The sequence below is a fragment of the Pararhizobium sp. genome, assembly GCF_965279435.1.
Lineage (GTDB): Bacteria > Pseudomonadota > Alphaproteobacteria > Rhizobiales > Rhizobiaceae > Pararhizobium.
Map to the genome: position 1 here is coordinate 715,736 of NZ_CBDIHY010000003.1, position 22,963 is coordinate 738,698.

Here is a 22,963-nt window from a genome sequence, read left to right on the forward strand (position 1 = left end):
ACGGATCACTTGGCCGCAGCGGTATCCTGCTTCGGCGCGGTGCGGGTATCGACATCGACAACCACGCTCAAGCCGGCGCGAAGGCGGCCACTGTCCAGAACCTCTTTCGGGAAAACGATGCGGACCGGAACGCGCTGGATCACCTTGGTGAAGTTGCCCGTGGCGTTTTCGGCCGGCAGCAGCGAGAACACCGAACCGGAGGCTGGCGAAATCGACTGCACGGTACCGACGATCGGCGCCTCGTCGAAAGCATCCACGTGGATGTTGACCTTCGAACCCGGAACCATGTGGGCGATCTGCGTTTCCTTGAAATTGGCGTCGATATAAAGCTGATCGGTCGGCACCAGAGCAGCCAGACGCTGGCCAGCGGACACGAGGTCGCCATCCTGAACGGCCAGATTGCCGATCACACCATCATAAGGCGCCTTCAGGACGGTGAAGCCCAGGTCGCGCTGCGCCTTGTCACGGGCGAGTTCCAGCGACCGGATCGTGCTTTCGGCCTCGGCGCGCTGGGCAACCAGCACGGCGATGTTGGCGTTTGCAGTGGCGATCTGTGCATCACCGCCAATGAGGTTTGCCTTGGCCTGATCGAGTGCCACGGTGGCATCATCGAGCGAGGCGACCGTACCGACTGCCTTTGACTGGAGGTCGCTTGCACGCTTGAACGTGGTTTCGGCACCCCGGACGGTCGCCTCAAGGGCGGTTTTCTGCGCTTCTGCCTGCTGCACGCTGGCCTTGGCGCCAGCGATCTGCGCATCGAAACGCTGCAGCGACAGTTTTTCCGTATCGATCTGCGCCTGCGCCTGATCGGCAGCAATGCGGTAATCTTCCTTGTCGAGCGTGATCAGCGGATCGCCAGCCTTGACGTGCTGGTTGGCGATGACATTGACCTTCTCGATATAGCCGGAAACTTTTGGCGAGATCGATGCGATATCACCTTCGATATAGGCGTCATCGGTCGAGATCATGAAGCGGCCATTGGTCCACCACTCGTAACCGTACCAGCAACCGGCTGCCAACGCGGCGATCACGATGATTGGAAACACGAGCTTGCGACGCTTCGGGGCGGGCGTTTCAGCGACGGCAGCAACCTGCGGCGCTACCTGCTCTTCGGCGGCCGGCTCCGTCACGTTCCTGGCTTCGGGAGCCTCGATCTGTTCATCGGGCGCCTTGAAATCATCGCCAACGGGGCGGACATGGGCAGCACCGGACTTGTTTGAAACTGACATATTGCACTACCAGCCGTGATGTGAGAAATTCGAACCGAACCGTTCAGTTCGATTGACTTAATGCGAAATCACTCACATATCAAGTGGAATCGAACCGTTCGGTTCGAAAAGTTAACAATGAGACAAAAATGTCCGAAGGTAACGAAAAATTGGCAGAAACAACGGGGGCCTTAGATTGTCCCAACGAAGCCCTTTCCGGCCGCCGTGCTGCCGGTGAGGATCCGGCGAAGCGTGAACAGATTATCGAGGGCGCAAAGCGCGTTTTCATGAGTGTCGGTTTCGACGCCGCCAGTATGAACGACATCACCCGTGAAGCGGGCGTTTCCAAGGGCACGATCTACGTCTACTTCCAGAACAAGGATGACCTGTTTTCGGCGATGATCGAAAGGGAGCGGGCACTTTTCCTGGCGACAATTCGCACAGTGCTGGCCACCCACGAGGATGTCAAAACCGGCCTTTATAAATTCGGCGTCAGCTTCGTCACGCATATGACCGATGAAAAGGTGATCAACGCGATGCGCACCGTTCTCGGCGTGCGCGATCGCATGCCCCACCTGTGTCAGCGCTTCTTCAAGGGACCGGAGAACCTGCGCACGCTGCTCCAGGAATTCCTGGAGCACCAGGTCGATATTGGCAGCCTGAAGATCGACGATCTCGATCTGGCAGCAGGCCAGTTTCTCGATCTGTCAAGCGGCGGATTCTTCAAGTATCGCCTTTTCGGGACTATGGAAGCCGCGCCGCCGCCGGAGGAAATCGACCGGGTCATCAGCGGCGCCGTTCGCGTCTTCATGGCCGCCTACGGAGCACGGCAGACCACAGCGGCCTGACGGCTGTTGGCCCGGCGACAGGCAAGCGCGCAACCACGATCAAGTGAAGCGGCCGGATCGGCACTAAGATCATATTCGGCTTGCTGCGGGAGGTTGGATGAATGCAATTGGCAAGGCGCTCTGGTTTATCGAAAGCCATTACGCCCGGGATATTTCATTGGAGGATATTGCGGAGACAGCGGGGCTTTCCCGCTATCACCTGTCGCGTGTCTTTGGCCTGACGACGGGCTTTTCGATCAGTGGTTATATCAGGGCACGGCGCCTAAGCACCGCCGCACTTTCCCTCGCCGGTGGCGCATCCAGCATTCTCGCAGTCGCCCTTGATGCGGGCTACAGCTCGCATGAAGCCTTCACCCGTGCCTTTCGCGATCATTTCGGCGTGACGCCGGAGGAGGTTCGCAACAGAGGGCATATTGGCGATCTCGATCTTATGGAGCCGATCCGCATGAACACCGCACCCCTCCCACGACTGGACGAACCGCGATTTGAAAGCACTCCCGCCATGCTGATGGCGGGCCTGCAGCAGACCTACAATTATGGCGCCAATGCCGGCATTCCCTCACAATGGCAGCAGTTCAACGCGCATGACGGCAGTATTTCTGGCCAGATCGGATATGCTGCCTATGGCATCTGCACGCAGGAAGACGGACAGGACCGCAGCTTTCAATATATGACCGCCGTAGAGGTTCGCGACACCGATAACCTTCCCAAGGGCTTTGTCAGCTTGAAGCTTCCCGCCCAGAGCTATGCGATCTTTGCCCATCGCGGCCATATTTCCGGCATCCAGGCAACCTGCGCTGCGATCTTTACCGAATGGCTGCCCTCGTCCGGCTATAGCCATGCCGGGCTCCCGGACCTGATGGAGCGTTACGACGAGCGGTTCGACCCGAGAACCGGCATGGGGCTGACAGAAATCTGGCTTCCGGTGAAGAGTTAACGGTATCGCGGCCCATTTGAGCGCCCACTAGCGCTTGCCTTGTCGCGTTTTCCACATACATAAGGATTATCAATTACACCCGCGCTGCCGACCGGCTGCGCGGGTTCCCGTATATGTACCTTGACCCATCGAGGAAGGAACCACCGCCGATGCAGGATATTTTGCTCCTGATGCAAGATCCGACTGCCTGGATTGCCCTGATTACCCTGATCGTGATGGAAGTCGTGCTCGGCATCGACAACCTCATCTTCATTTCGATCCTGACCAACAAATTGCCGCCGGAACACCGCGAAAGGGCGCGCCGCATCGGTATCGGCCTGGCATTGGTCATGCGTCTTGCGCTGCTCGGCACCGTCGCCTGGATTGTCCAGCTGACCGAACCGGTATTTGACCTCTTTGGACACGGCTATTCCTGGAAGGACATGATCCTGATCGCCGGCGGCCTGTTCCTCGTCTGGAAGGCAACCAAGGAAATCCATCACACCGTCGATCCCATCGACCACGAAGAGGATGCGCTTGCCAAGGCCGGCACGACCACCTTTGCTGCTGCGATCGGCCAGATCCTGGTCCTCGACCTCGTCTTCTCAATCGACAGCATCATCACGGCCGTCGGCATGACCCCGCACCTTCCGATCATGATCATTTCGGTCGTCTTCGCAGTGACCGTCATGCTGGTGGCAGCCGGGCCGCTTGCCCGCTTCATCGAAAAGAACCCGACCATCGTCATGCTGGCGCTTGGCTTCCTTTTGATGATCGGCACGACGCTGATCGCCGAAGGCATGGGCTTCCATGTTCCAAAGGGCTACGTCTACGCGGCAATGGCCTTCTCGGCGCTGGTCGAGGTACTCAACATGCTGTCGCGCCGCAAGCGGCAGAAAGACAAGGCCGCGAAGCTCTAGTCGGGCTCTCGACCTGTCATGGATTGAAAAGGGAGCGCATCCAGCCGGATGCGCTCCCTTCTTGTTTGGGGCTGAACAACACAAAAAAGACCCCGGAACTGATGTCCCGGGGCAATCTAAAGCACATATAATAATGAGGATACGAGGCCGAAGGGGTAAGAAGCTCGACTGCCGCTTCGTTGGCCGCAAAGAGAAACCAGAAAAATCTCTGCGTTCTCCATCTCCCTCGGGTCCGGTTGACACAGCCCCGCACTCCTCATGAGGAAAACAGATCAAGCCAAGTTTGGTTCCAGTTTTTCCCGCCCCTACTTTTCCGCAAGAACCTTCAGGTTTTCGAGCCCTTGGGCAAAATCGCCGCCGATCATCGTGTCCATGTTGAAGAACAGACCCATCACCTTGGCGATCAGCGGACTCGGCCCATCCATCGCCCAGGTCACCGTCGTGCCTTGTGCCGCAGGCGAGAGCGTGAACGTGGCGACGTTGTGTCCCTCGAACGGACGGACGAAATCGAGCTTGATCTCAACCTTGGAGGATGGCGTCGCTTCAGTGATTTCCATCCGGCCAGCGCCGACATCCTTGTTGCCGTTCCAATTGTAGACGGCGCCCTGGCCGCTGGTCGCACCATCGAACGTGCGCTTCATCGCCGGGTCCTTCTTTTCGTAGGGCGACCAGGCCTGCCACTGGTTGAAATCGTTGATCAGCGGGAAGATTTTTTCCGGCGGTGCATTGATGATCGCACTGCGCTCGACGTGGAACGTATCGGGCTTGGTTGACGCAAACACGACGGCGCCGAGCAAAAGCACGACGATGACGGCAAGGATAATCAGCAGTATTTTCAGCATAGTCGGGTTCCTATTGAGTATGGGAATAAGGCCCCTGAAGAGGCTGATGCGCACTTCAGGGGAATGCCGGATTGATAAGGTTCAGTCGGCCGAGGCGCTGGCGATGAGGTCTGCAAGCTTTTCGAGGCTCTGGCTCCAGCCTTCTTCCATGCCATCGAGCGCGGGCAGTACGGCTTCGGTTGCTCTCAACACCTGTGCATGGAGGGTCAGAACGGTCTTGCCGTCCGTCTCGGTGAAGGTCACGGTGTTCAACGCTTCGAGCATCGTGACGCCGTCTTCGCTGTCATAGGTGCTGGTGAAGACCAGACGCTCGTTCTCGACGATTTCCTTGAAGGTACCGTTCGACGGGTACATCTGGCCATCCGGCCCCTTCATATGGATGCGGATAACGCCGCCGGGCCTGAGATCTACCTCGCAGACCGGATTGGTAAAATGATGCGGCCCCCACCATTGAGCCAGATGATACGGGTCGGTCCAGACCTTGTAGACCAGTGCTGCCGGCGCATTGAATGTCCGGGTCAGGACAAGATTGGCCTTGTCGGCCGGGACAACGTCAGCTCTTGCGTTCATTTCCATCTCCCTCTTGAAGTCTTTGCAGGTAGAGATCGAGCTTGTCGAAACTCTCCTCCCAAAATTGCCGGTAGTTATCGAGCCAGGCGTTAAGATCCTTCAACGGCCCCGCTTCCAGTTTGCAGGGACGCCACTGCGCCTCCCGCCCGCGGCTGATCAGGCCAGCCTTTTCCAGAACTTTCAGATGCTTGGAAACGGCAGGCAGGCTCATGTCGAAAGGTTCTGCCAGTTCATTGACCGATGCCTCCCCCAAGGCCAGCCGCGCCAGGATCGCCCGCCGTGTCGGATCGGCGAGCGCCGAAAGAGTTGTGCTGAGTTGATCCTGGGTCATTCGTATTAAACCATAAAGTTAATTAACTTTAAGGTTAAATAAATCGAACCGGATCATTTGTCAACGGCCCTTTTGAAGACCATCGCTGCCGCCGCAAACGCAGTTTTCCTTGACGCGCCCTTTTGAATATGGTCTCACGCCAGCCATACGGAATTTCCGATATTTTCCGCCGTTTCAGGCATCGATCGGGCATTTCCTTCCCTTAAAAGCATGCGCCTTCACATCCGGACGTCTCCTTTCCGGCGGAAGGCCGAAAGCACGTAAAGCACGGGCCAGGATCATGACAGACAGACCAGTCCGGGTGCGCATTGCACCTTCCCCTACCGGCGAACCCCATGTCGGCACCGCCTATATCGCGTTGTTCAACTATCTCTTCGCGCAGAAGATGGGTGGCGAGTTCATCCTGCGTATAGAAGACACCGACGCGACCCGTTCGACCCCCGAGTTCGAGACCAAGGTTCTGGACGCGCTGAAATGGTGCGGGTTGAAATGGTCGGAAGGCCCGGATATCGGCGGCCCCTACGGCCCTTACCGCCAGAGCGACCGCAAGGACACCTACCTCCCCTTCGTCGAAAAGATCGTTTCCAACGGTCACGGCTTCCGCTGCTTCTGTACGCCAGAACGGCTGGCCGAAATGCGCGAAGCGCAGCGTGCCGCCGGCAAGCCGCCGAAATATGACGGCCGCTGCCTGACGCTGTCGGCAGAGGAAGTCACGACACGCGTGGCCGCCGGCGAACCAACCGTCGTGCGCATGAAGATCCCGACCGAAGGCTCCTGCAAGTTCGTCGATGGCGTCTATGGCGAAGTCGATATCCCGTGGGATGCGGTCGATATGCAGGTCCTGCTCAAGGCTGACGGCATGCCGACCTATCATATGGCCAATGTCGTCGACGACCATTTGATGAAGATCACCCATGTGGCCCGTGGCGAAGAATGGCTGTCCTCGGTACCGAAGCATATCCTGATCTACCAATATCTCGGCCTCGAGCCGCCGGTATTCATGCACCTGTCGCTGATGCGCAATCACGACAAGTCGAAGCTGTCAAAGCGCAAAAACCCGACCTCGATCTCCTATTACTCGGCCCTCGGCTATCTGCCGGAAGCGCTGATGAACTTCCTCGGCCTATTCTTCGTGCAGATTGCCGAAGGCGAGGAATTGCTGACCATGGAGCAACTGGCCGAAAAGTTCGATCCGGGCAATCTGTCCAAGGCCGGTGCGATCTTCGATGTGCAGAAGCTTGACTGGCTGAATGGCCGCTGGCTGCGCGAAGGCTTGAGCGAAGACGAATTCGCCGCCCGCGTTCTGTCCTGGGCAATGGAAAACGACCGTATCAAGCAGGGTCTCAAGCTCTCGCAGTCGCGCATTTCCAAGCTCGGCGAACTGCCGGATCTGGCAGGCTTCCTGTTCAAGTCCGATCTTGCCCTCGACGCTGCATCCTTCGCCAAGGTCAAATCGACACCGGAAGAACTGGTCGAAATCTTCAACACGGTCCAGCCGGACCTGGAAAAGATCCTCGAATGGAACGTTGAATCGATCGAAGCCGAACTGCGTGCCATTGCCGACCGCATGGGCAAGAAGCTGAAGGTCATCGTCGCACCGCTGTTCGTGGCCGTTTCCGGCTCGACCCGCTCGCTGCCGCTGTTTGACTCGATGGCCATCCTCGGCCGCTCGGTCGTACGCCAGCGCCTGAAGGTTGCCGGCCAGGTCGCTGCGTCGATGGCTGGCAGCGGGAAGTAACGCTTGCGCGGTAAACTCCCTCCCGCTTGTGGGGAGGGTTGGGGAGAGGATTTTCCTTTCAAAAAAGAAAGAACCCCTCCCCTCCGCTACGCTCCGCCCCTCCCCACAAGGGGGAGGGTTAGACCCAGCAAGCCGCACCGGCTGCGAATGACACAATTTCAAGATATGCCGCATTGATAAGGCGAGCCCCATGACCGAAAAGACCGAAACCGCCCTCTCCTCCGACGTCACCGAAGTGCGCGCCCAGAAGCTGGCGTTGCTGCGCGAAAAGATCGGCGACGTCTATCCGGCGCATTTCCACCGCACCATCACCAATGCCGAACTGGCCAGCAAATACGAAAACCTGGAAGCGGATGTGGTGACGGACGATGTCGTCACGGTGGCGGGCCGGGTCTACTCCTCGCGCAATTCCGGCATGTTCATGGACATCCACGATGCCGGCGGCAAGATCCAGATCTTTTCCCACAAGGATACGACGCCGGAAGACGCCCGCGCGCTGCTGCCGCTGATCGATATCGGCGACATCATTGGCGTCACCGGTGTTGTCCGCCGCACCAAGCGCGGCGAGCTGTCGATCAACGCGCAAGAGATCATCATGCTGACCAAGTCGCTGCTGCCGATGCCGGAGAAGTGGCACGGGCTGTCCGACATCGAGCAGCGCTACCGCAAGCGCCATCTCGACATCATGACCAACGAGGAATCCAAACTGCGCTTCCAGCAGCGCTCGAAGATCGTTTCCGGCATCCGCCGCTTCATGGAAGACGACGGCTTCATGGAAGTCGAAACGCCGATGCTGCACTCGGTCTATGGCGGCGCAACAGCCGAGCCGTTCAAGACGCATCACAACACGCTGAAGCTCGACATGTACCTGCGTATTGCGCCGGAACTGTTCTTGAAGCGCACGCTGGTTTCGGGCCTCACCGACAAGGTGTTCGAGATCAACCGCAACTTCCGCAATGAAGGCGTCTCCACCCGGCACAATCCTGAATTCACTATGATGGAGTGCTACTGGGCCTATGCCGACTACGAGGACATCATGGACCTCGTCGAGCGGCTTTTCGAGAAGCTTGCGCTGTCGATCCACGGCACCACCGAATTCATCTTCGGCGACAAGGAAATCTCCTTCAAGGGCCCGTTCAAGCGCGTGCCGATGCCGGACGCCGTCAAGGAGGCGACCGGCCTCGACTTCATCGCCATGAAGACCGACGAAGAAGCCCGCACCGCAGCCAAGGCTGCCGGCTTTGCAATCGAAAAAGACTGGACCTGGGGCGAATGCCTGGCTTTCATCTTTGAAGAAAAGGTCGAGGGCACGCTGATCCAGCCTTCGCACGTCACGCATTTCCCGAAGGACATCTCGCCGTTTGCCAAGGAAGTGCCGGGCGAACCGCGCCTGGTCGAGCGTTTCGAGACCTATTGCAACGCCTGGGAACTGGGTAACGCGTTTTCGGAGCTCAACGATCCGGAAGAGCAGCGCAGGCGCATGGTCGAGCAGCTGGAACAGGCCCACGCCCGCGGCGAAAAGGACAAGCAGCTGGACGACGAATTCCTCGATGCGATCGACCAGGGCATGCCGCCCGCCGGTGGTCTCGGCATCGGCGTCGACCGCCTGATCATGCTGCTCACCAACGCGCCGTCGATCCGCGACATCATTCTCTTCCCGGCCCGACGCAACAAGGCCGACTAAGGGGCATCCCACGACGAACGCGCTACTCCGGCCAACGGAGAGCGCGTTCCCATCAGCCTGTGGAACTTTTCCCTATTCTGCGCGTCTATGTGAGCAGAATTTGAAAGGACCCCCTCCATGCTGAAATGGGCGCTTATTTTCCTGGTTATCTCGCTGATTACCGGTTTTCTCGGTTTTTCCGGCGTTTCAGCCGCATCCGCGACGATTGCGCGCGTGCTGTTCGCTATCGCTGTTGTTATTTTCCTGATTTTCGTGGTTCTCGCCGTCATCGCCGGCAACGCCATCGTCTGATCGGGGACGAACGATAGTATCCCAGTCCCGTCAGTGTCCCGCTGGTTTTTCCAGCGGGCTCTCGGCGGCATTTTCCGTTGCTGGCTCACTAGATGGGCTTGACGGCTTTTCGCTACCACCGCCCATAACCATGGCCAGCATGGAGCCGAAGAAACCCTTTTCTTCCGCTCTTGGCGCGCTCTGCTCTGCCGCAGCCTCAGTACCATGATCCGGCGCTGCAGCGTCGTCGGCGTGTTCGGCAGGCGCCTCGCCACTTTCCGCTTCTTCTCCATGCGCGGGCGCAGTTGCTGCTTCGCCATGCGCGCTGCTCTTTGATCCGGCAGCGCCTGGTTCTGCCGCTGCAGCGGCGGCAACCGGATCGAAACAATCCGATTTGTCGTCCATCGCCGTCAGCGTGGTCTTGACGTCATCGGTCGAGAGAGCCACTTCGGAGCCATAGAAGAGACCGACGGTATTTGCCTTGGCGTCCGTGTAGCGGGCGACGAAGGGCGTACTCATTCCCGGCAGCTTGGACGGATCGGGCGCAAACAGGACCTGGGCACCGATGGCAGCGCCGCGACGATCGGCACGATCCGACGGTCCGGCGGCATCGAGCACGACGACCTGATAGAGATCGGCTTGTTCTTGCTTGGCAAGCAGGCCGGTAATGCGCAAAGCAGTGCGAACACGGTCGACGCCACTAGCAGCTTCCGTGCTCACATATTTGCGGATCCAGCGCTGGCCGTTACGGCGCATCTTCAGCGTCTCGAGCGTGGTGCAGGCAAGACCGGAGAGCGATGGTTTTTGCGGCCCGGCCATGCCCAGAAAGGTTTCCTTGCCGGAATAGACGGCAAAGGCGCCGGACGCGCCGGACAGCACAAGAATGCCGGTAATGAGGAACATCACCTTGCGGGGGAGACGTATCTTTTTAAAGATCGACTTCACGTGCGCTGTTCCGTCATCAACTTCAACTCCTGGCCCCCGCCGCGCCATGCACGGATGCAGGAATGGCCCCGCCTTTTGATTGAGCCTTCATCCTATCGCGGCGACGTTTCGGAAAGTTTAAGCGTCCGGGCGGTTTGTTGCCGCCAAACGGCCGATTTGCCCCGATTTGAAACTTTGCTCGATTTCAGCCCGCAAATCAGTTGCTCTTGGCTCGCGCACCGCTAAAACCGGTGCTCACATCTTCCGGTTCGAAACAGGGACATATCCGACATCATGGCGCGCATTGGTATCGCAGGGGCAGGCATCATCGGATGCGCCACCGCCGTTCACCTGATCGAACGGGGGCATGACGTCACGATATTCGAAAAGGACATCGGCGGACTGCCCGCATCCGTCGGCAATGCCGGCATCCTCGCCGTCCCCGAGATCGATCCGCTGGCACGGCCCGACATGCTTCTGTCCGCGCCGAAATGGCTGCTCGATCCACTTGGACCCTTGACCCTGCGATGGCAGGACCTACCGGCTCTCACACCTTGGCTCATCAACCTGCTGATGGCCGCCACGCCGGCGCGGGTGGAGCGTTCGCGGACAGCCCTGCTCGGTCTCATGCGCCAGGCTCTTGGCGCCCACGAAGACCTTGCCCGCATGGCCGGACTATCCGGACACATGAAACCCAGCGGCGCGCTGACCATCTTCGATACCGAAAAGGCGGTCGACGCCGCGTTCCGTCATGACAGCGGCAATGCAGCTCTGCTTGGCTATGCGGTCGAGAAGCTCGATGCTGCGCAAGCACGGTCGCGAGTACCGGCTCTTGAGGGAAATTTTGCCGGTGGGGTCTTTTCCGCCGGTTACCAGACCTTTCTCGATCCACTCGCCCTGCTGCGGCATCTGCAGGCCTATATTCGCGAACGTGGCACGGTGGTCGATGCACAGGTAGAGAGCATTCGCCAGGAGACCAACGGCATCACGCTCCTCAGCCGTGGGCACCCCCCCCAGACCTTCGACAAGGCGGTGATATCGGCTGGCGTCTGGTCACGGACGCTGGTGCGTGGCCTCGGCCTCAAGGTCCTTCTGGAAAACGAACGCGGCTACAACACCACTTTTACCGACCCGCAGGTAACGCTGGAACTGCCGGTCTTCTTCGCCGAACACGGCTTTGTTGCCACCCCGCTGAAAAACGCCCTTCGGGTCGGCGGCGCGGTGGAGCTTGCCAAGCCGGACGCACCGGCGAACTTCGCCCGGTCCGCCGCAATGCGCCAGAAGATGCGCCGGTATGTACCCAGCTTGCCGGAGACCGGCGGCAGCGAATGGATGGGGCGGCGGCCGTCCACGCCGGATTCCGTACCGGTCATCGGCCTCTGCCCGCACGATCCGCGCATTGCGCTCGCCTTTGGCCACGGCCATCTCGGCCTGACGCTGTCGGCAATCACCGGCAAAAAGATCGCAGCACTTCTGGAGAATGGCGGCCAGCCGGATCTCCAACCCTTCAGCATTCAGCGGTTTCAATAAGCGCAAGCGACATCGGCGCGGTTGACTTTCACAACCGGGCCGATGTCAACTCGGGAAACCGCGACAGCCTTCCAATCAACGAAAAGAACACATCATGCATAAGGTAATTTTCGATACGGACCCCGGCGTCGATGACGCAATGGCCCTGTTGTTTCTGCACAATCACCCCGATATCGACCTGATCGGCATCACCTCCGTTTTCGGCAATGCCTCGATCGAGACGACGACACGCAACGCGCTCTATTTGAAGCAGCAATGGGATATCGCGGCCCCGGTTGCCAAGGGACTTGGCGAGACGCTCGACCCGTCGCGCGCCCATGTCGGCTGGCCGACCTTCATCCATGGCGATGATGGTCTCGGCAATATCGGCGTTCCCGAAACGGTCGATCTCGCCTGCGATCCGCGTCCGGCCCATCGTTTCATCATCGACACTGTCCGAGAAAATCCCGGCGAAGTGACCATTGTCGCCGTTGGCCGCATGACCAATTTAGCGCTTGCGCTTCGGGACGATCCGGACATCGCGGTGCTGGTCAAGGACGTCGTCATCATGGGCGGCGCGTTCGATATGCGCGGCAACATTACACCGGCAGCCGAAGCCAATATCCATGGCGATCCGGAAGCTGCCGATGCTGTGATGACGGCCCCTTGGCCCGTCGTCGTCGTCGGTCTCGACGTCACCGAGAAGACAGTTATGACACGCAGCAGGCTGGAAGCGATCGTCGCCACCGGCGGCAAGCCGGCAAAGCTTTTGTCGGACATTTCGCAGTTCTATATCGACTTTTACGAGCAGCATGTCGATGACGGCATGGTCGTGCATGACAGCTGCGCCTGCGTCTATGTCGTAGCTCCCGAACTCTTCACGTTGCGCAGCGGTGCGATCCGCGTTGTCTGCGGCGGCATTGCCGATGGCCAGACCATCCAGAAGGCCGACGATCACATCTTCCCGCCGAGCGACTGGGACAACCTGCCGAGCCAGAACATCTGCATCGACGTCGATGCTAAGGGTGTGCTTGAGCTGATCTCGAAGACACTGGGACAGAGCCCGGCAGCCTGAGCCGTTAAAAATTCACCGTGATAGCTGGCAGTTATGCGATTGCCAGCTATCTTTGTTTCCATGAAACCGGAAACGCTGCTTTACCCGACGCCCAAGGGTCTCTTTTGCGAGAAGGGCGGCTTCTATATCGATCCCGTCCAGCCCGTCGAACGCGCCTTGATCACCCATGGTCATGCCGATCATGCACGCTCGGGCCATCACTATGTGATGGCGACGCGGGAGACGCTCGACATCATGCGTATCCGCTATGGCGACGCCTTTTGCGTCAGCACGCAGGAGGCCGTACTCGGCACCCGTACAACGATCGGCGACGTCACCGTCAGCTTTCATCCCGCCGGCCATGTGCTCGGCTCCGCGCAGATCGCCGTTGAAGCGGGTAGCATCCGCATCGTCGTCTCTGGCGACTACAAACGCCGCCGCGATCCAACCTGCCTCGCCTTCGAGCCTGTGCCCTGCGATGTCTTCATCACCGAGGCAACCTTCGGCTTGCCGGTGTTTCACCATCCGGACGACCGGGGTGAGATTGCCAAGCTGTTAACATCGCTCAACCAGTTTCCCGAGCGCGCGCATCTGGTCGGCGCCTACGCACTTGGCAAAGCCCAGCGCATCATCGCGCTGATGCGGGAAGCGGGTTACGACGCGCCGATTTTCATCCACGGAGCTCTCGCAAGGCTCTGCGACTATTATGAAAGCGAAGGTATCGCGCTGGGCGATCTCCGGCCCGCCACGGTTGATACCAAAGACAAACAGTCCTTCGCCGGTGCCGTGGTCGTCGGTCCACCTTCAGCCTTTGCCGACAAATGGGCGAGACGTTTTCCCGATCCCATTCCGATCTTCGCCTCCGGCTGGATGATGGTGCGCCAACGCGCCAAGCAACGCGGCGTCGAATTGCCGATCATCATTTCGGATCACTGCGACTGGCCGGAACTGATCGCCACGATCAACGAGATCAAGCCGGGCGAGGTCTGGGTTACGCACGGTCGTGAAGAAGCTTTGGTGCGCTGGTGCGAGCTGCAGGGGATCGCTGCCCGGCCGTTGCATCTGGTCGGCTACGACGACGAGGGAGAATAGCAAATGCGCGCCTTCGCCGAACTCCTCGACCGTCTGGTCCTCACGCCGCAGCGCAACGCCAAGATCAAGCTGATGGCGGATTATTTTCGCGGCGCGCCCGATCCGGACCGTGGCTATGCGCTGGCCGCCATCGCCGGCACGCTGACGCTCAAGACCGTGAAGCCGAATGTGCTGCGGCAACTGGTGCTGGAGCGCATGGATGAGGTGCTGTTCCGCTATTCCTACGACTATGTCGGCGATCTCGCCGAAACCATCTCGCTTGTCTGGGAACCACCGGCAGACAGCGAGACAATAGCTAGAGACCTGTCGATCGGTGCCGTCATGCACCAGCTGGAAACGGCGGGGCGGGCCAATGTCCATGGCCTGGTGCGTGATCTGCTCGATCAGCTGGAAGGATCAAGCCGGTTTGCATTCCTGAAGCTCATTACCGGCGGCCTGCGTATCGGCGTCTCGGCCCGGCTGGTAAAACAGGCCCTTGCCGATATGGGCACTGTCGACGTCACCGAGATCGAAACGCTCTGGCATGGCCTGACACCCCCTTACTTGTCTCTGTTCGAGTGGCTCGATGGAAAGTCCCCCAAGCCGGAACTGGACATGCCGGCGGTTTTTCATGCGGTGATGCTGGCAACGCCGGTGGGCGACAATGATCTTACCTCGCTTGACCCAAAAGACTTTGCCGCCGAATGGAAATGGGACGGCATTCGCGTCCAGCTGGCCAATCTGGCCGGCACGCGGCGGCTTTATTCACGCAGCGGCGACGATATTTCCGGTGCCTTTCCGGACGTCCTCGAAGCGGCGGATTTCGAAGGCATCATCGACGGCGAGCTTCTCGTCGGCGGCACCATGCGCACCAATCGCGCGACACGGACATTTTCCGATCTGCAGCAGCGGCTGAACCGCAAGACGGTGACGCGAAAGATGCTGGACGACTATCCAGCCTTCATCCGCGGCTACGACCTGTTGTTTTCCGGTGACCGCGATATGCGCCCGGAAAACTTCCTCACCCGGCGCGCTGCACTGTCCGCCCTGATCGAACAGGCCGCCCCCTCGCATTTCGATCTCTCGCCGCTCGTCCCCTTTTCAACTTGGGAAGAACTCGACCGCCTGCGCAAAGACCCACCGGATTCGGTGATCGAAGGGATCATGCTGAAACGCCTGGATTCGGCTTATACATCCGGCCGCTCGAAGGGACCGTGGTTCAAGTGGAAGCGCGAGCCCTATAATGTCGATGCAGTGCTGATGTATGCCCAGCGCGGCCACGGCAAACGATCAAGCTACTATTCCGACTTCACGTTCGGTGTCTGGACGCAGAGCGATGGCAAGGATGTTCTCGTGCCTGTCGGCAAGGCCTATTTCGGCTTTACCGACGCGGAGCTTGAGGTTCTGGATCGCTACGTGCGCAACAACACCGTCGAGCGTTTCGGGCCGGTGCGCTCGATCCGGGCGGAAGCCGATCACGGCTTCGTCGTCGAGGTCGCGTTTGAGGGTATCAACTTTTCCAGCCGGCATAAATCCGGCGTTGCCATGCGCTTTCCGCGGATATCACGGCTGCGAACCGACAAACTGCCGCGCGATGCCGACCGGCTGGAGACGTTGCTGGCGATGATCGGTACGCCCGAAAGCAATTTACCGGAGCCTGCGGAACCAATCTAGGAAACGGTTGTTAAAGAGGCATCCGACCGAAGGAGAACGTCGATGCCTGCAAAATCCCAAGCCCAGCAAAAAGCCGCCGGTGCGGCACTATCTGCCAAACGCGGCGAGACGAAAAAGTCCGAACTCAAGGGCGCCTCGAAGAGCATGGAAAAATCCATGACGGAGAAAGAGCTGAAGGAGCTTGCTGAAACAGACCGCAAGACGCTGCCGGAAAAGAAGAAAGCCGAATAAAGCGCTAGAATTGACGGGGCTCTCAGGCACATCTTGTTAAGACGCCCTTGCGACAATCCGGTCCAATAGCTGTCGAATAGGGAACAGCTTTGGAGATCACGTGTTTTCCGGACTGTCGAATGCGCTCAGAAAATCAACAATAGTTCGGTTTCTCAAGCCGAACTACCTGCCGACCTATGTTGCATTGATGGTGGTGATCGCCGCCGGCTTATTTGCCGAGCAGCAGAACCGCGCGGTTCATGCGGCAAGGATGCGCGCGGCGGTTATCGCCGAACTTAATCCAATCCGCTCGAAACTTGAGGCCAACATCAATGGCGACATCCAACTTGTACGCGGATTGATCGCCACAATCTCCACGGAACCGGGCATGAACCAGAAACGGTTTTCCGATCTCGCGCGCAACATTTTCAATGAGCGCTCAAGGCTGCGCAATATCGCTGCAGCCCCCAACCTCATCGTCTCCCTCGTCTACCCCCTGGAAGGCAACGAGAAGGTTCTTGGCCTCGACTACCGCAAGAACAGCAACCAGCGCGCCGCAGCACTCAAGGTGCGCGAACTCGGCAAGATGGTCCTCGCAGGCCCCCTGGACCTTATTCAGGGTGGTCAGGGCCTTGTCGGCCGCTTTCCCGTATCGCTTCCCGACGGCGGTGAATCAAACCGGTACTGGGGTCTCGTCTCCGCAGTCATTGATGTCGACCGGCTGTATCAGGATAGCGGACTTCTCTCGCCCGCGCTTGCTATCGACGTGGCGATTTCCGGCCGCGACGGTTTGGGCGAAGAGGGCGCTTTGTTTTATGGGGATAGTGGCGTCAAGGCAGCCGATCCTGTCGCGGTGAGCTTGTTTCTGCCGGGTGGGTCCTGGGTGATCAGCGCGGTGCCGAAGGGTGGCTGGGTCGCCACCCCGCCAAACGCCGGCCTGATCCGCACCCTCATCCTCATCGGCGGTCTTTTCATCGTCGTGCCGATGTTCATCAGCGGGCGCCTGATCGGGGAACGCAAACGCAATATCCAGGTCCTCGAAAGCAACAAGGACCAGCTTCAGGAGCTGTCCCACCGGCTGAAGATCGCGCTCGATGCTTCACAGATCGGCATCTGGGAGCTCGACATCGCCTCCGGCAAACTCCTGTGGGACGAGCGCATGAAGGAATTGTACGGCTTGCGGCGGGACGCCCGCGAAGTCTACGAGGATTGGCGCGACGCACTGCACCCGGACGACCTGCAGCAAGCCGAACTGGAATTCAGCAATGCGCTGCGGCACGGCGCGAGCTACGTCTCGCAGTTTCGCATCCGCCTTCCGGGCAGCCGCATCCGGCACATTCGCACGGTCGGCTCGACCTATACCGGTGCGGGCGGCACTGAGAAGATCGTCGGCGTCAACTGGGATGTGACCACCGACGTTGAAAAGAACGAGCGGCTTGAAGCCGCCAAAGGGCAGGCAGAAGCCCACAGTGCCGAACTGGAAGCGGCCCGGCACCGGATGGAATTCAATGCCCTGCATGATCCCCTAACCGCGCTGCCGAACCGCCGGTACCTCGACGAAATTCTTGCGAAAAAACACCCGGCCGGCACTAAACCGGGCCTTGCCAGCATTTTCCACATCGATCTCGACCGGTTCAAGGAAATCAACGATACGCTCGGCCATGCAGCAGGCGACGAAATCCTCAAGCATGCCGCCCAGATTCTGCGCGCCAATACCAGCGACGACGATTTCGTTGGCCGCATTGGCGGCGATGAGTTCGTCATCATTTCGCGCAAGGGTGAGGGCGAGGACCAAGAAACGGAACTCGCTCAGCGTATCATCGACGCCATGAGCATACCGGTCCGCTACAAGGAGCAGGAATGCCGTATCGGTGTCAGCATCGGCATTGCCCATCAGTTACGGCACGAGGAAGAGCTCAGCCAGGTTCTGGTTAATTCCGATATTGCGCTTTATGAGGCCAAGCGCCGCGGCCGCAACCGCTACGAATTCTTCACGCACTCCCTGAAAACTGCTGTTTTCAAGACGAAACAGACTGCAGACGAAATCCTGCGCGGGCTCGAGCAGAACGAGTTCATCGCCCATTTCCAGCCGCAGTTCTGTCCCAACACCCTCGATATCATCGGCGTCGAAGCTTTGGCACGCTGGGACCACCCGACCAAGGGGCTGTTGGCGCCCTACGCATTTCTGAAGACGGCCGAAGACATCAACGTGCTTTCGGAAATCGACCAGCGGATTCTGGAACAGGCGCTGTTCCAGTCGATGCGATGGGAAGCAAGCGGCATCGATATTCCGAAAGTATCGGTTAATCTCTCCTATCACCGCCTGCACGATGAAAAACTGATCGATCGTCTCAACCAGATGGCCATTCCGCGCGGCAAAATCTCGTTCGAGCTCTTGGAGTCGATCTCGTTCGACGAAAGCGACATGACCGTGCTTTCCAATATCGAGCAGATCAAAAGCCTCGGCATCGACATCGAAATCGACGACTTCGGCACCGGTTATGCCTCCATTACCAGCCTGCTGAAGCTCACCCCGCGCCGCCTCAAGATCGACAGGCAGCTGGTGATCCCGATCCTGACCTCCAGCAAACAGCGCCAATTGGTCGCCTCGATCATCGACATCGGCATATCACTCGGCATCGAAGTCATTGCCGAGGGCGTCGAAACCATGGAGCATGCCCGAATTCTGAAGGATCTGGGGTGTCACGGGCTGCAGGGCTATGCTCTCGCCAGACCAATGAGCGCCAACGACCTGGCAAACTTCGCCCGCGAACGCCGGTGGCTCGCTGCCTGACCCCTGATTCGGGGGTTTTTAGTGCGGGCTACTCCGCATCAACGCCTCAAGCGCAATCGTTGCCTCGGCGCTGCGATTTTTCGGCACTCCGGAAACAATTCGACATCTCGCCGACAAACGCCGGACATGTGCAGTCGTTAATGGATTGAGATGGCTGCTAATCTCGGGCTAGCGCAGCGGGTGAACGAAAAGAACGCTGTGCAGATATTTTCCAACTCACCCTTGAAATCGGCCTAAAAACATCCAAGCCGTGGCACTTGGGAAACACCAAAGCTGGGGATAGTCCATTTCGGACACAACTTTGCGATTGTTCCCTCGCAAGCGGCGCGGAAAATGTTAAAGACGAAAAAAGTGAATCGTTTGTTACCGACCCATGCGGGCCGGATGGGGACCCAGATGAAAATTGCTAAAGTGCTCTTTCCCTTGAGCCTCGTTCTTCTTTCGGGCTGCGTTGTCGGTCCTAACTATCAATCTCCGAGTGCGGCAGTGCCGGCGAAATTCTCGGAAGGGGGCCAGGCAGAAGCAGCGGATGTAACGCTGAAGCCATGGTGGGAAGCTTTCCGCGACAAGAAGCTGAATGGCCTCGTTGCCCAGGGCCTCGGCGAAAACCTTGACGTCCAGCAATCGATCGAACGTATTATCGAAGCGCGCGCCAATGTCATCGTTGCCGCATCCGGCGGCTTGCCGCAGATAAATGCAAGCGGCTCCGCAAGTGCCGCTGGCCAGGATGGCTCCTCCCGGGTCAAGAGTGGTCAAAGCGACCATAGCCAAACCAAGACAATCGGCGGCGGTGGCGATGCTTCCTGGCTGATCGATCTGTTCGGCCAGTATGCCCGCGCCAAGGAATCGGCCAACGCTTCGCTTGATGCCGCCTATGCCGACGTCAACGTTGCCCGCCTTGCCTACCTGTCCGACCTGACCACGTCCTACATCGAAGCGCGTTACAATCAGGAAGCCTATGCTCTGCAGCAGAAGAGCCTGGCTTCGCGGCGCGAAACGCTGAAGCTGACCAATGACATCAAGGCAGCGGGCGCAGCCTCCAGTCTCGACGTCGTTCAGGCCGAAGGCCTGGTCAACAGCACGCTTGCCGAATTACCCGGTTATCAGACTGGCTTCAACCAGTCGGCAAACCACATCGCCACGCTGCTTGGGTTGCCCGCAACCACTGTCACAGCTGGCCTGAGAAACGGCGCGTCACAGCCCTCGCCGCGCTACAACACCAAGATCGGCATCCCGGCTGACCTCGTGCGCAATCGTCCAGACATCCGCAAGGCGGAGCGTCTGCTGGCTGCGGCCACCGCCCAGATCGGCGTTGCCGAAGCCCAGCTTTATCCGAGCCTCAGCCTGAGTGGTTCGATCGACGGCTCGCGGATCGTCTCTTCGGTCGCCGGTGGCCTTAGCACGTGGTCCTTCGGCCCAAGCCTGAATATCCCGATCTTCAATGGCGGGCGTTTGAAGGCAAATGTTGATATCGCCAAGTCTGGTGCGCAGCAGCAGTATCTTGCCTGGAAGCAGACTGTCCTGAACGGCATCGAGGAAGTTGAAAACGCGCTCGTTGCATTGCGCAACAACTACCAGACCGTGGCTGCCCTTCGTAAGGTCGTGAATTCCTACGAGCAGGCCTTGGGCTTGGCACGCGAAAGCTATAAGGGCGGCGCAACATCGCTGCTCGACGTGCTGGACGCTGAACGCTCGCTGGCAACATCGCGCATCGCGCTTGCCTCCGGCATCCGCAACCTGGCCAACAACTACGTTTCTCTCAACATCGCCATCGGCGGCGGTGCAGGCATCCAGGCTATCGGACAATAAGACAAAGCGATCAGCCCGCCGCTACCAGGCGGGCAAGACGTCGAGACCAATCAAGCGCGGCCGGTTCCATCGGTCGCGCTTTTTCATTTCCGCGACGGGTCGTGCGCGGTGAAGATGTCAGCTGGTGGTCAGCATAGTCGCGGAACTCGCTGAGGCGGCCAACGGGTAAAAGCGCACATACCTTGCACCCATTGATCGATTGCTATGTCGGCTGCCTCAATGCCGAAACCCGAGATGCCAGCAGTCCATCAGACTCGATTAGCTTTCCGCATCGACCGGGGAAGCACCCGGCGGGATCAATCCTGCTCCGCCTTGCACAGCGGCAGACGCACGGTCTGCAGCAGGCCGCCCTCCCGGCGGTTGACGATGGTGATCGTGCCGCCAAGGTTTTCGATGATTTCCTGCGAAATGGCGAGGCCGAGGCCGGCGCCGGGCACAATCTGCCGCCGGGCCTGATCGACGCGGAAGAACGGCTCGAACACGCGACCGAGCAACTCTTGCGGAATACCGGGGCCGCTGTCCATAACCGTCAGGACGGCCTCCTCGCCATAGCTGGAGAGCGAAACGCGAGCACCGAGACCGTGGGTCGCGGCATTCACCACCAGATTGCGCAACGCCCGCTTGAGTGCAAACGGTGCGCCCTGGACCAGTACCGGCTTGATCGCCCCCTCACCAACGGGCAGATCCGTTTCGCGAATTTCTTCGGCAACGGACCGCAGAATGACATCCAGCGATACGCGTTCCCGCGCAGCCGGACTGATTTCCTCACGCACCAGCCGGATCGCGCTATCGGCAATATGGTCGAGTTCGTCGAGATCTTTCAACCACGCCCCCCGGTCATCGCCATCGGTGACAAATTCGGCGCGGAGGCGCATGCGGGTCATCGGCGTGCGCATATCGTGACCTGCCGCCGCAATCATCCGCATGCGGCTGGAAACTGCTGCATTGAGGCGTGTCGCCAGCCGGTTGATGGTCTTGGCGGTGGTACGGACCTCCATCGGTCCGGTCTCCGGCAGTTCGGGAATAATGCCATCAGGACGGATCTTGGCGATCGTTTCATCCAGGATCCGCAACGGCCGCATCATCACGTTGCTGACATACGTCGCAATACCGGTCATGCCGATCGCCACCAATGCCAGATAGGCCGCCAGCGGCAGATACGGAAAAGGCGCGGGATCCGGAAAATCCAGATACGCCCAGCGGCCATCATCCAGCCGAATGGCGATATCCCAGCGATGCGGATTGAAGCTCTTCAAGACGACGACATCGGCCGTGTAACCCTGGCGGCGGCCCTCCGCGAGGATATTGTCCGTCCGATCCTGATCGATACGATCCTTCGCCGGCTTTTCTTGAATCGTAATATGCAGTGTCTGCGCCGCCAGGGGATCGGCGCGAAGCAGAAGCAGCGCGAATTCGGCTTTTTCAGCCAGAACACGGTCGTACATGACCTCCGGAGGCTTTCGTAGAAGCCAAGCCGTGATAACGGCAGCGATCACCAGCACCAGAACGACCGAGATGATCAGCAGCGCCGTAAACCGCGTACGAAGCGACAGCATCTAGTTGCTCCGCTCGACGGGAACCGCGAGTTGATAACCCTTGTTGCGTACGGTCTTCAACATCGCAAATACGCTGGCATCGCCGAGTTTGCGGCGCAGGCGGCTGACCAGGATATCGATCGACCGGTCGAAGGGATCGGCCGTCCGCCCCTGTGTCAGGTCAAGCAGTGAATCACGCGACAGAACACGGCCCGGACGCTGGAGAAACACCACCAGCAACTCGAACTCGCCGCCCGTCAGATCAACGGCGCTGCCGTCCGGCGCCAGCAGCGTGCGGCTTTCGATATCGGCGATATAGTTGGCAAACACATATTGCCGGCTGCCGGCCGGTGGCGGCTCAGTGCGGCCACGCCGCAACACGGCGCGGATACGGGCTGACAGTTCGCGCGGGTTGAACGGCTTTCCGAGATAATCGTCGGCACCGAACTCAAGCCCGATGATCCGGTCGACATCTTCCTTGAGTGCAGTCAGAAGGATGATCGACAGCTGCGGCATCCTGCCCCGCAGCGAACGGCAGAGATCGAGCCCGGAGCCATCCGGCAGCATGACGTCGAGAACGAGAAGATCGATCTTCAGCTCGGCCAGTTTGGCCTCGCACTCGCCCTTGCTGCCGGCCAGGCTGATGCGGAAGCCCTGGCCGTCGAGATATTTTCCAAGCAGCCGGCGAATCTCGGGATCATCATCGACGACAAGAATGTGCGGTATTGTATCCATGCGGTGTTTATATCAGCAGCAGGGCAAAACGCACGCGCCACGGCTGCTGCCATCAGCCGTTTTCAGTGTCGAAATATTTCCCGTCACATCGATCCTACATTTCGTTACAAAAATCACCGCTTGATGTTTCCAGGCACAAATGAACCGGTGCGCGCGACGATCGGCCATCGCACTGTGGTTTCGCGACACGCCCGGCAACGAATTGCCGCAGGCGGTCAATTTAATCGCCGTTGCGGGTTGGCATGACAGCCGAAAGCAGCCATAAAAACAATGTGCTCTTGCACCGTTTCGCGGTGCGCTTCGGGCACCGCCGTGGCGCGC

At 59.3% G+C, this 22,963-nt stretch carries 20 protein-coding genes; 13 read left to right on the forward strand and 7 right to left on the reverse strand.

Annotation, left to right across the window (positions count from 1 at the left end):
- Positions 1 to 5 precede the first annotated feature (5 nt).
- Positions 6 to 1,229, reverse strand: coding sequence for an HlyD family secretion protein (locus tag ACQY8Q_RS09150; protein WP_428426302.1), 1,224 nt, complete (start codon positions 1,227 to 1,229; stop codon positions 6 to 8).
- Between the two features lie 128 nt (positions 1,230 to 1,357).
- Here ACQY8Q_RS09150 and ACQY8Q_RS09155 point away from each other — a divergent pair, with 128 nt between their 5' ends.
- The 3 genes from ACQY8Q_RS09155 to ACQY8Q_RS09165 all read left to right on the forward strand — a co-directional run bounded on the left by ACQY8Q_RS09155 (position 1,358) and on the right by ACQY8Q_RS09165 (position 3,892).
- On the forward strand, positions 1,358 to 2,056 hold the full coding sequence (locus tag ACQY8Q_RS09155; RefSeq protein ID WP_428426303.1) for a TetR/AcrR family transcriptional regulator: 699 nt from the start codon (positions 1,358 to 1,360) through the stop codon (positions 2,054 to 2,056).
- A 97-nt stretch (positions 2,057 to 2,153) separates the two neighbouring features.
- The gene (locus tag ACQY8Q_RS09160; protein ID WP_428426304.1) at positions 2,154 to 2,993 is read left to right on the forward strand and encodes an AraC family transcriptional regulator; all 840 of its coding nucleotides are present in this window, start codon (positions 2,154 to 2,156) and stop codon (positions 2,991 to 2,993) included.
- A 149-nt stretch (positions 2,994 to 3,142) separates the two neighbouring features.
- Complete coding sequence (locus ACQY8Q_RS09165) at positions 3,143 to 3,892, forward strand: TerC family protein (protein ID WP_428426305.1); 750 nt, start codon at positions 3,143 to 3,145, stop codon at positions 3,890 to 3,892.
- Between the two features lie 305 nt (positions 3,893 to 4,197).
- Here the strand turns inward: ACQY8Q_RS09165 and ACQY8Q_RS09170 are convergent, their stop codons facing one another.
- From ACQY8Q_RS09170 to ACQY8Q_RS09180, 3 genes are all read right to left on the reverse strand, one after another.
- A complete protein-coding gene (locus tag ACQY8Q_RS09170) occupies positions 4,198 to 4,734 on the reverse strand; it encodes an SRPBCC family protein (protein WP_428426306.1) in 537 nt (178 codons plus the stop codon).
- Between the two features lie 81 nt (positions 4,735 to 4,815).
- Positions 4,816 to 5,304, reverse strand: coding sequence for an SRPBCC family protein (locus ACQY8Q_RS09175; protein ID WP_428426307.1), 489 nt, complete (start codon positions 5,302 to 5,304; stop codon positions 4,816 to 4,818).
- Entirely contained in the window at positions 5,288 to 5,635 is a 348-nt protein-coding gene (locus ACQY8Q_RS09180; protein WP_428426308.1) for an ArsR/SmtB family transcription factor, read from the reverse strand. The genes ACQY8Q_RS09175 and ACQY8Q_RS09180 overlap by 17 nt, the downstream gene beginning before the upstream one ends.
- A gap of 280 nt (positions 5,636 to 5,915) precedes the next feature.
- Here ACQY8Q_RS09180 and gltX point away from each other — a divergent pair, with 280 nt between their 5' ends.
- The 3 genes from gltX (at position 5,916) to ACQY8Q_RS09195 (ending at position 9,348) form a co-directional block, all read left to right on the forward strand.
- Positions 5,916 to 7,373, forward strand: a complete 1,458-nt coding sequence (gene gltX / locus ACQY8Q_RS09185; protein WP_428426309.1) for a glutamate--tRNA ligase — start codon at positions 5,916 to 5,918, stop codon at positions 7,371 to 7,373.
- 190 nt (positions 7,374 to 7,563) lie between these two features.
- A complete protein-coding gene (gene lysS / locus ACQY8Q_RS09190; protein ID WP_428426310.1) occupies positions 7,564 to 9,057 on the forward strand; it encodes a lysine--tRNA ligase in 1,494 nt (497 codons plus the stop codon).
- Between the two features lie 117 nt (positions 9,058 to 9,174).
- Positions 9,175 to 9,348: a DUF1328 domain-containing protein gene (locus tag ACQY8Q_RS09195; RefSeq protein WP_428426311.1), complete on the forward strand. Its 174-nt coding sequence runs from the start codon at positions 9,175 to 9,177 to the stop codon at positions 9,346 to 9,348.
- Between the two features lie 30 nt (positions 9,349 to 9,378).
- On the opposite strand, the gene ACQY8Q_RS09200 is transcribed toward ACQY8Q_RS09195, so the two are convergent.
- Positions 9,379 to 10,272, reverse strand: coding sequence for a hypothetical protein (locus tag ACQY8Q_RS09200; RefSeq protein WP_428426312.1), 894 nt, complete (start codon positions 10,270 to 10,272; stop codon positions 9,379 to 9,381).
- A gap of 273 nt (positions 10,273 to 10,545) precedes the next feature.
- Here ACQY8Q_RS09200 and ACQY8Q_RS09205 point away from each other — a divergent pair, with 273 nt between their 5' ends.
- The 7 genes from ACQY8Q_RS09205 to ACQY8Q_RS09235 all read left to right on the forward strand — a co-directional run bounded on the left by ACQY8Q_RS09205 (position 10,546) and on the right by ACQY8Q_RS09235 (position 20,372).
- Positions 10,546 to 11,781 (forward strand): NAD(P)/FAD-dependent oxidoreductase, encoded by a 1,236-nt coding sequence (locus ACQY8Q_RS09205; protein ID WP_428426313.1) that lies wholly within the window; start codon positions 10,546 to 10,548, stop codon positions 11,779 to 11,781.
- Between the two features lie 94 nt (positions 11,782 to 11,875).
- Positions 11,876 to 12,835, forward strand: coding sequence for a nucleoside hydrolase (locus ACQY8Q_RS09210; RefSeq protein WP_428426314.1), 960 nt, complete (start codon positions 11,876 to 11,878; stop codon positions 12,833 to 12,835).
- Between the two features lie 60 nt (positions 12,836 to 12,895).
- Positions 12,896 to 13,906, forward strand: coding sequence for a ligase-associated DNA damage response exonuclease (locus ACQY8Q_RS09215; protein ID WP_428429723.1), 1,011 nt, complete (start codon positions 12,896 to 12,898; stop codon positions 13,904 to 13,906).
- 3 nt (positions 13,907 to 13,909) lie between these two features.
- Positions 13,910 to 15,559 carry a cisplatin damage response ATP-dependent DNA ligase gene (locus ACQY8Q_RS09220; protein WP_428426315.1) on the forward strand — a complete coding sequence of 550 codons (1,650 nt, stop codon included), beginning with the start codon at positions 13,910 to 13,912 and terminating at the stop codon, positions 15,557 to 15,559.
- A gap of 42 nt (positions 15,560 to 15,601) precedes the next feature.
- Positions 15,602 to 15,790: a DUF3008 family protein gene (locus ACQY8Q_RS09225; RefSeq protein ID WP_428426316.1), complete on the forward strand. Its 189-nt coding sequence runs from the start codon at positions 15,602 to 15,604 to the stop codon at positions 15,788 to 15,790.
- 187 nt (positions 15,791 to 15,977) lie between these two features.
- On the forward strand, positions 15,978 to 18,563 hold the full coding sequence (locus tag ACQY8Q_RS09230; protein ID WP_428429724.1) for a bifunctional diguanylate cyclase/phosphodiesterase: 2,586 nt from the start codon (positions 15,978 to 15,980) through the stop codon (positions 18,561 to 18,563).
- A gap of 396 nt (positions 18,564 to 18,959) precedes the next feature.
- Positions 18,960 to 20,372, forward strand: coding sequence for an efflux transporter outer membrane subunit (locus ACQY8Q_RS09235; protein WP_428426317.1), 1,413 nt, complete (start codon positions 18,960 to 18,962; stop codon positions 20,370 to 20,372).
- 296 nt (positions 20,373 to 20,668) lie between these two features.
- On the opposite strand, the gene ACQY8Q_RS09240 is transcribed toward ACQY8Q_RS09235, so the two are convergent.
- Both ACQY8Q_RS09240 and ACQY8Q_RS09245 read right to left on the reverse strand, forming a co-directional pair.
- Entirely contained in the window at positions 20,669 to 21,928 is a 1,260-nt protein-coding gene (locus tag ACQY8Q_RS09240) for an ATP-binding protein (RefSeq protein ID WP_428426318.1), read from the reverse strand.
- Positions 21,929 to 22,642, reverse strand: coding sequence for a response regulator (locus tag ACQY8Q_RS09245; protein WP_428426319.1), 714 nt, complete (start codon positions 22,640 to 22,642; stop codon positions 21,929 to 21,931).
- Positions 22,643 to 22,963: the final 321 nt, after the last annotated feature.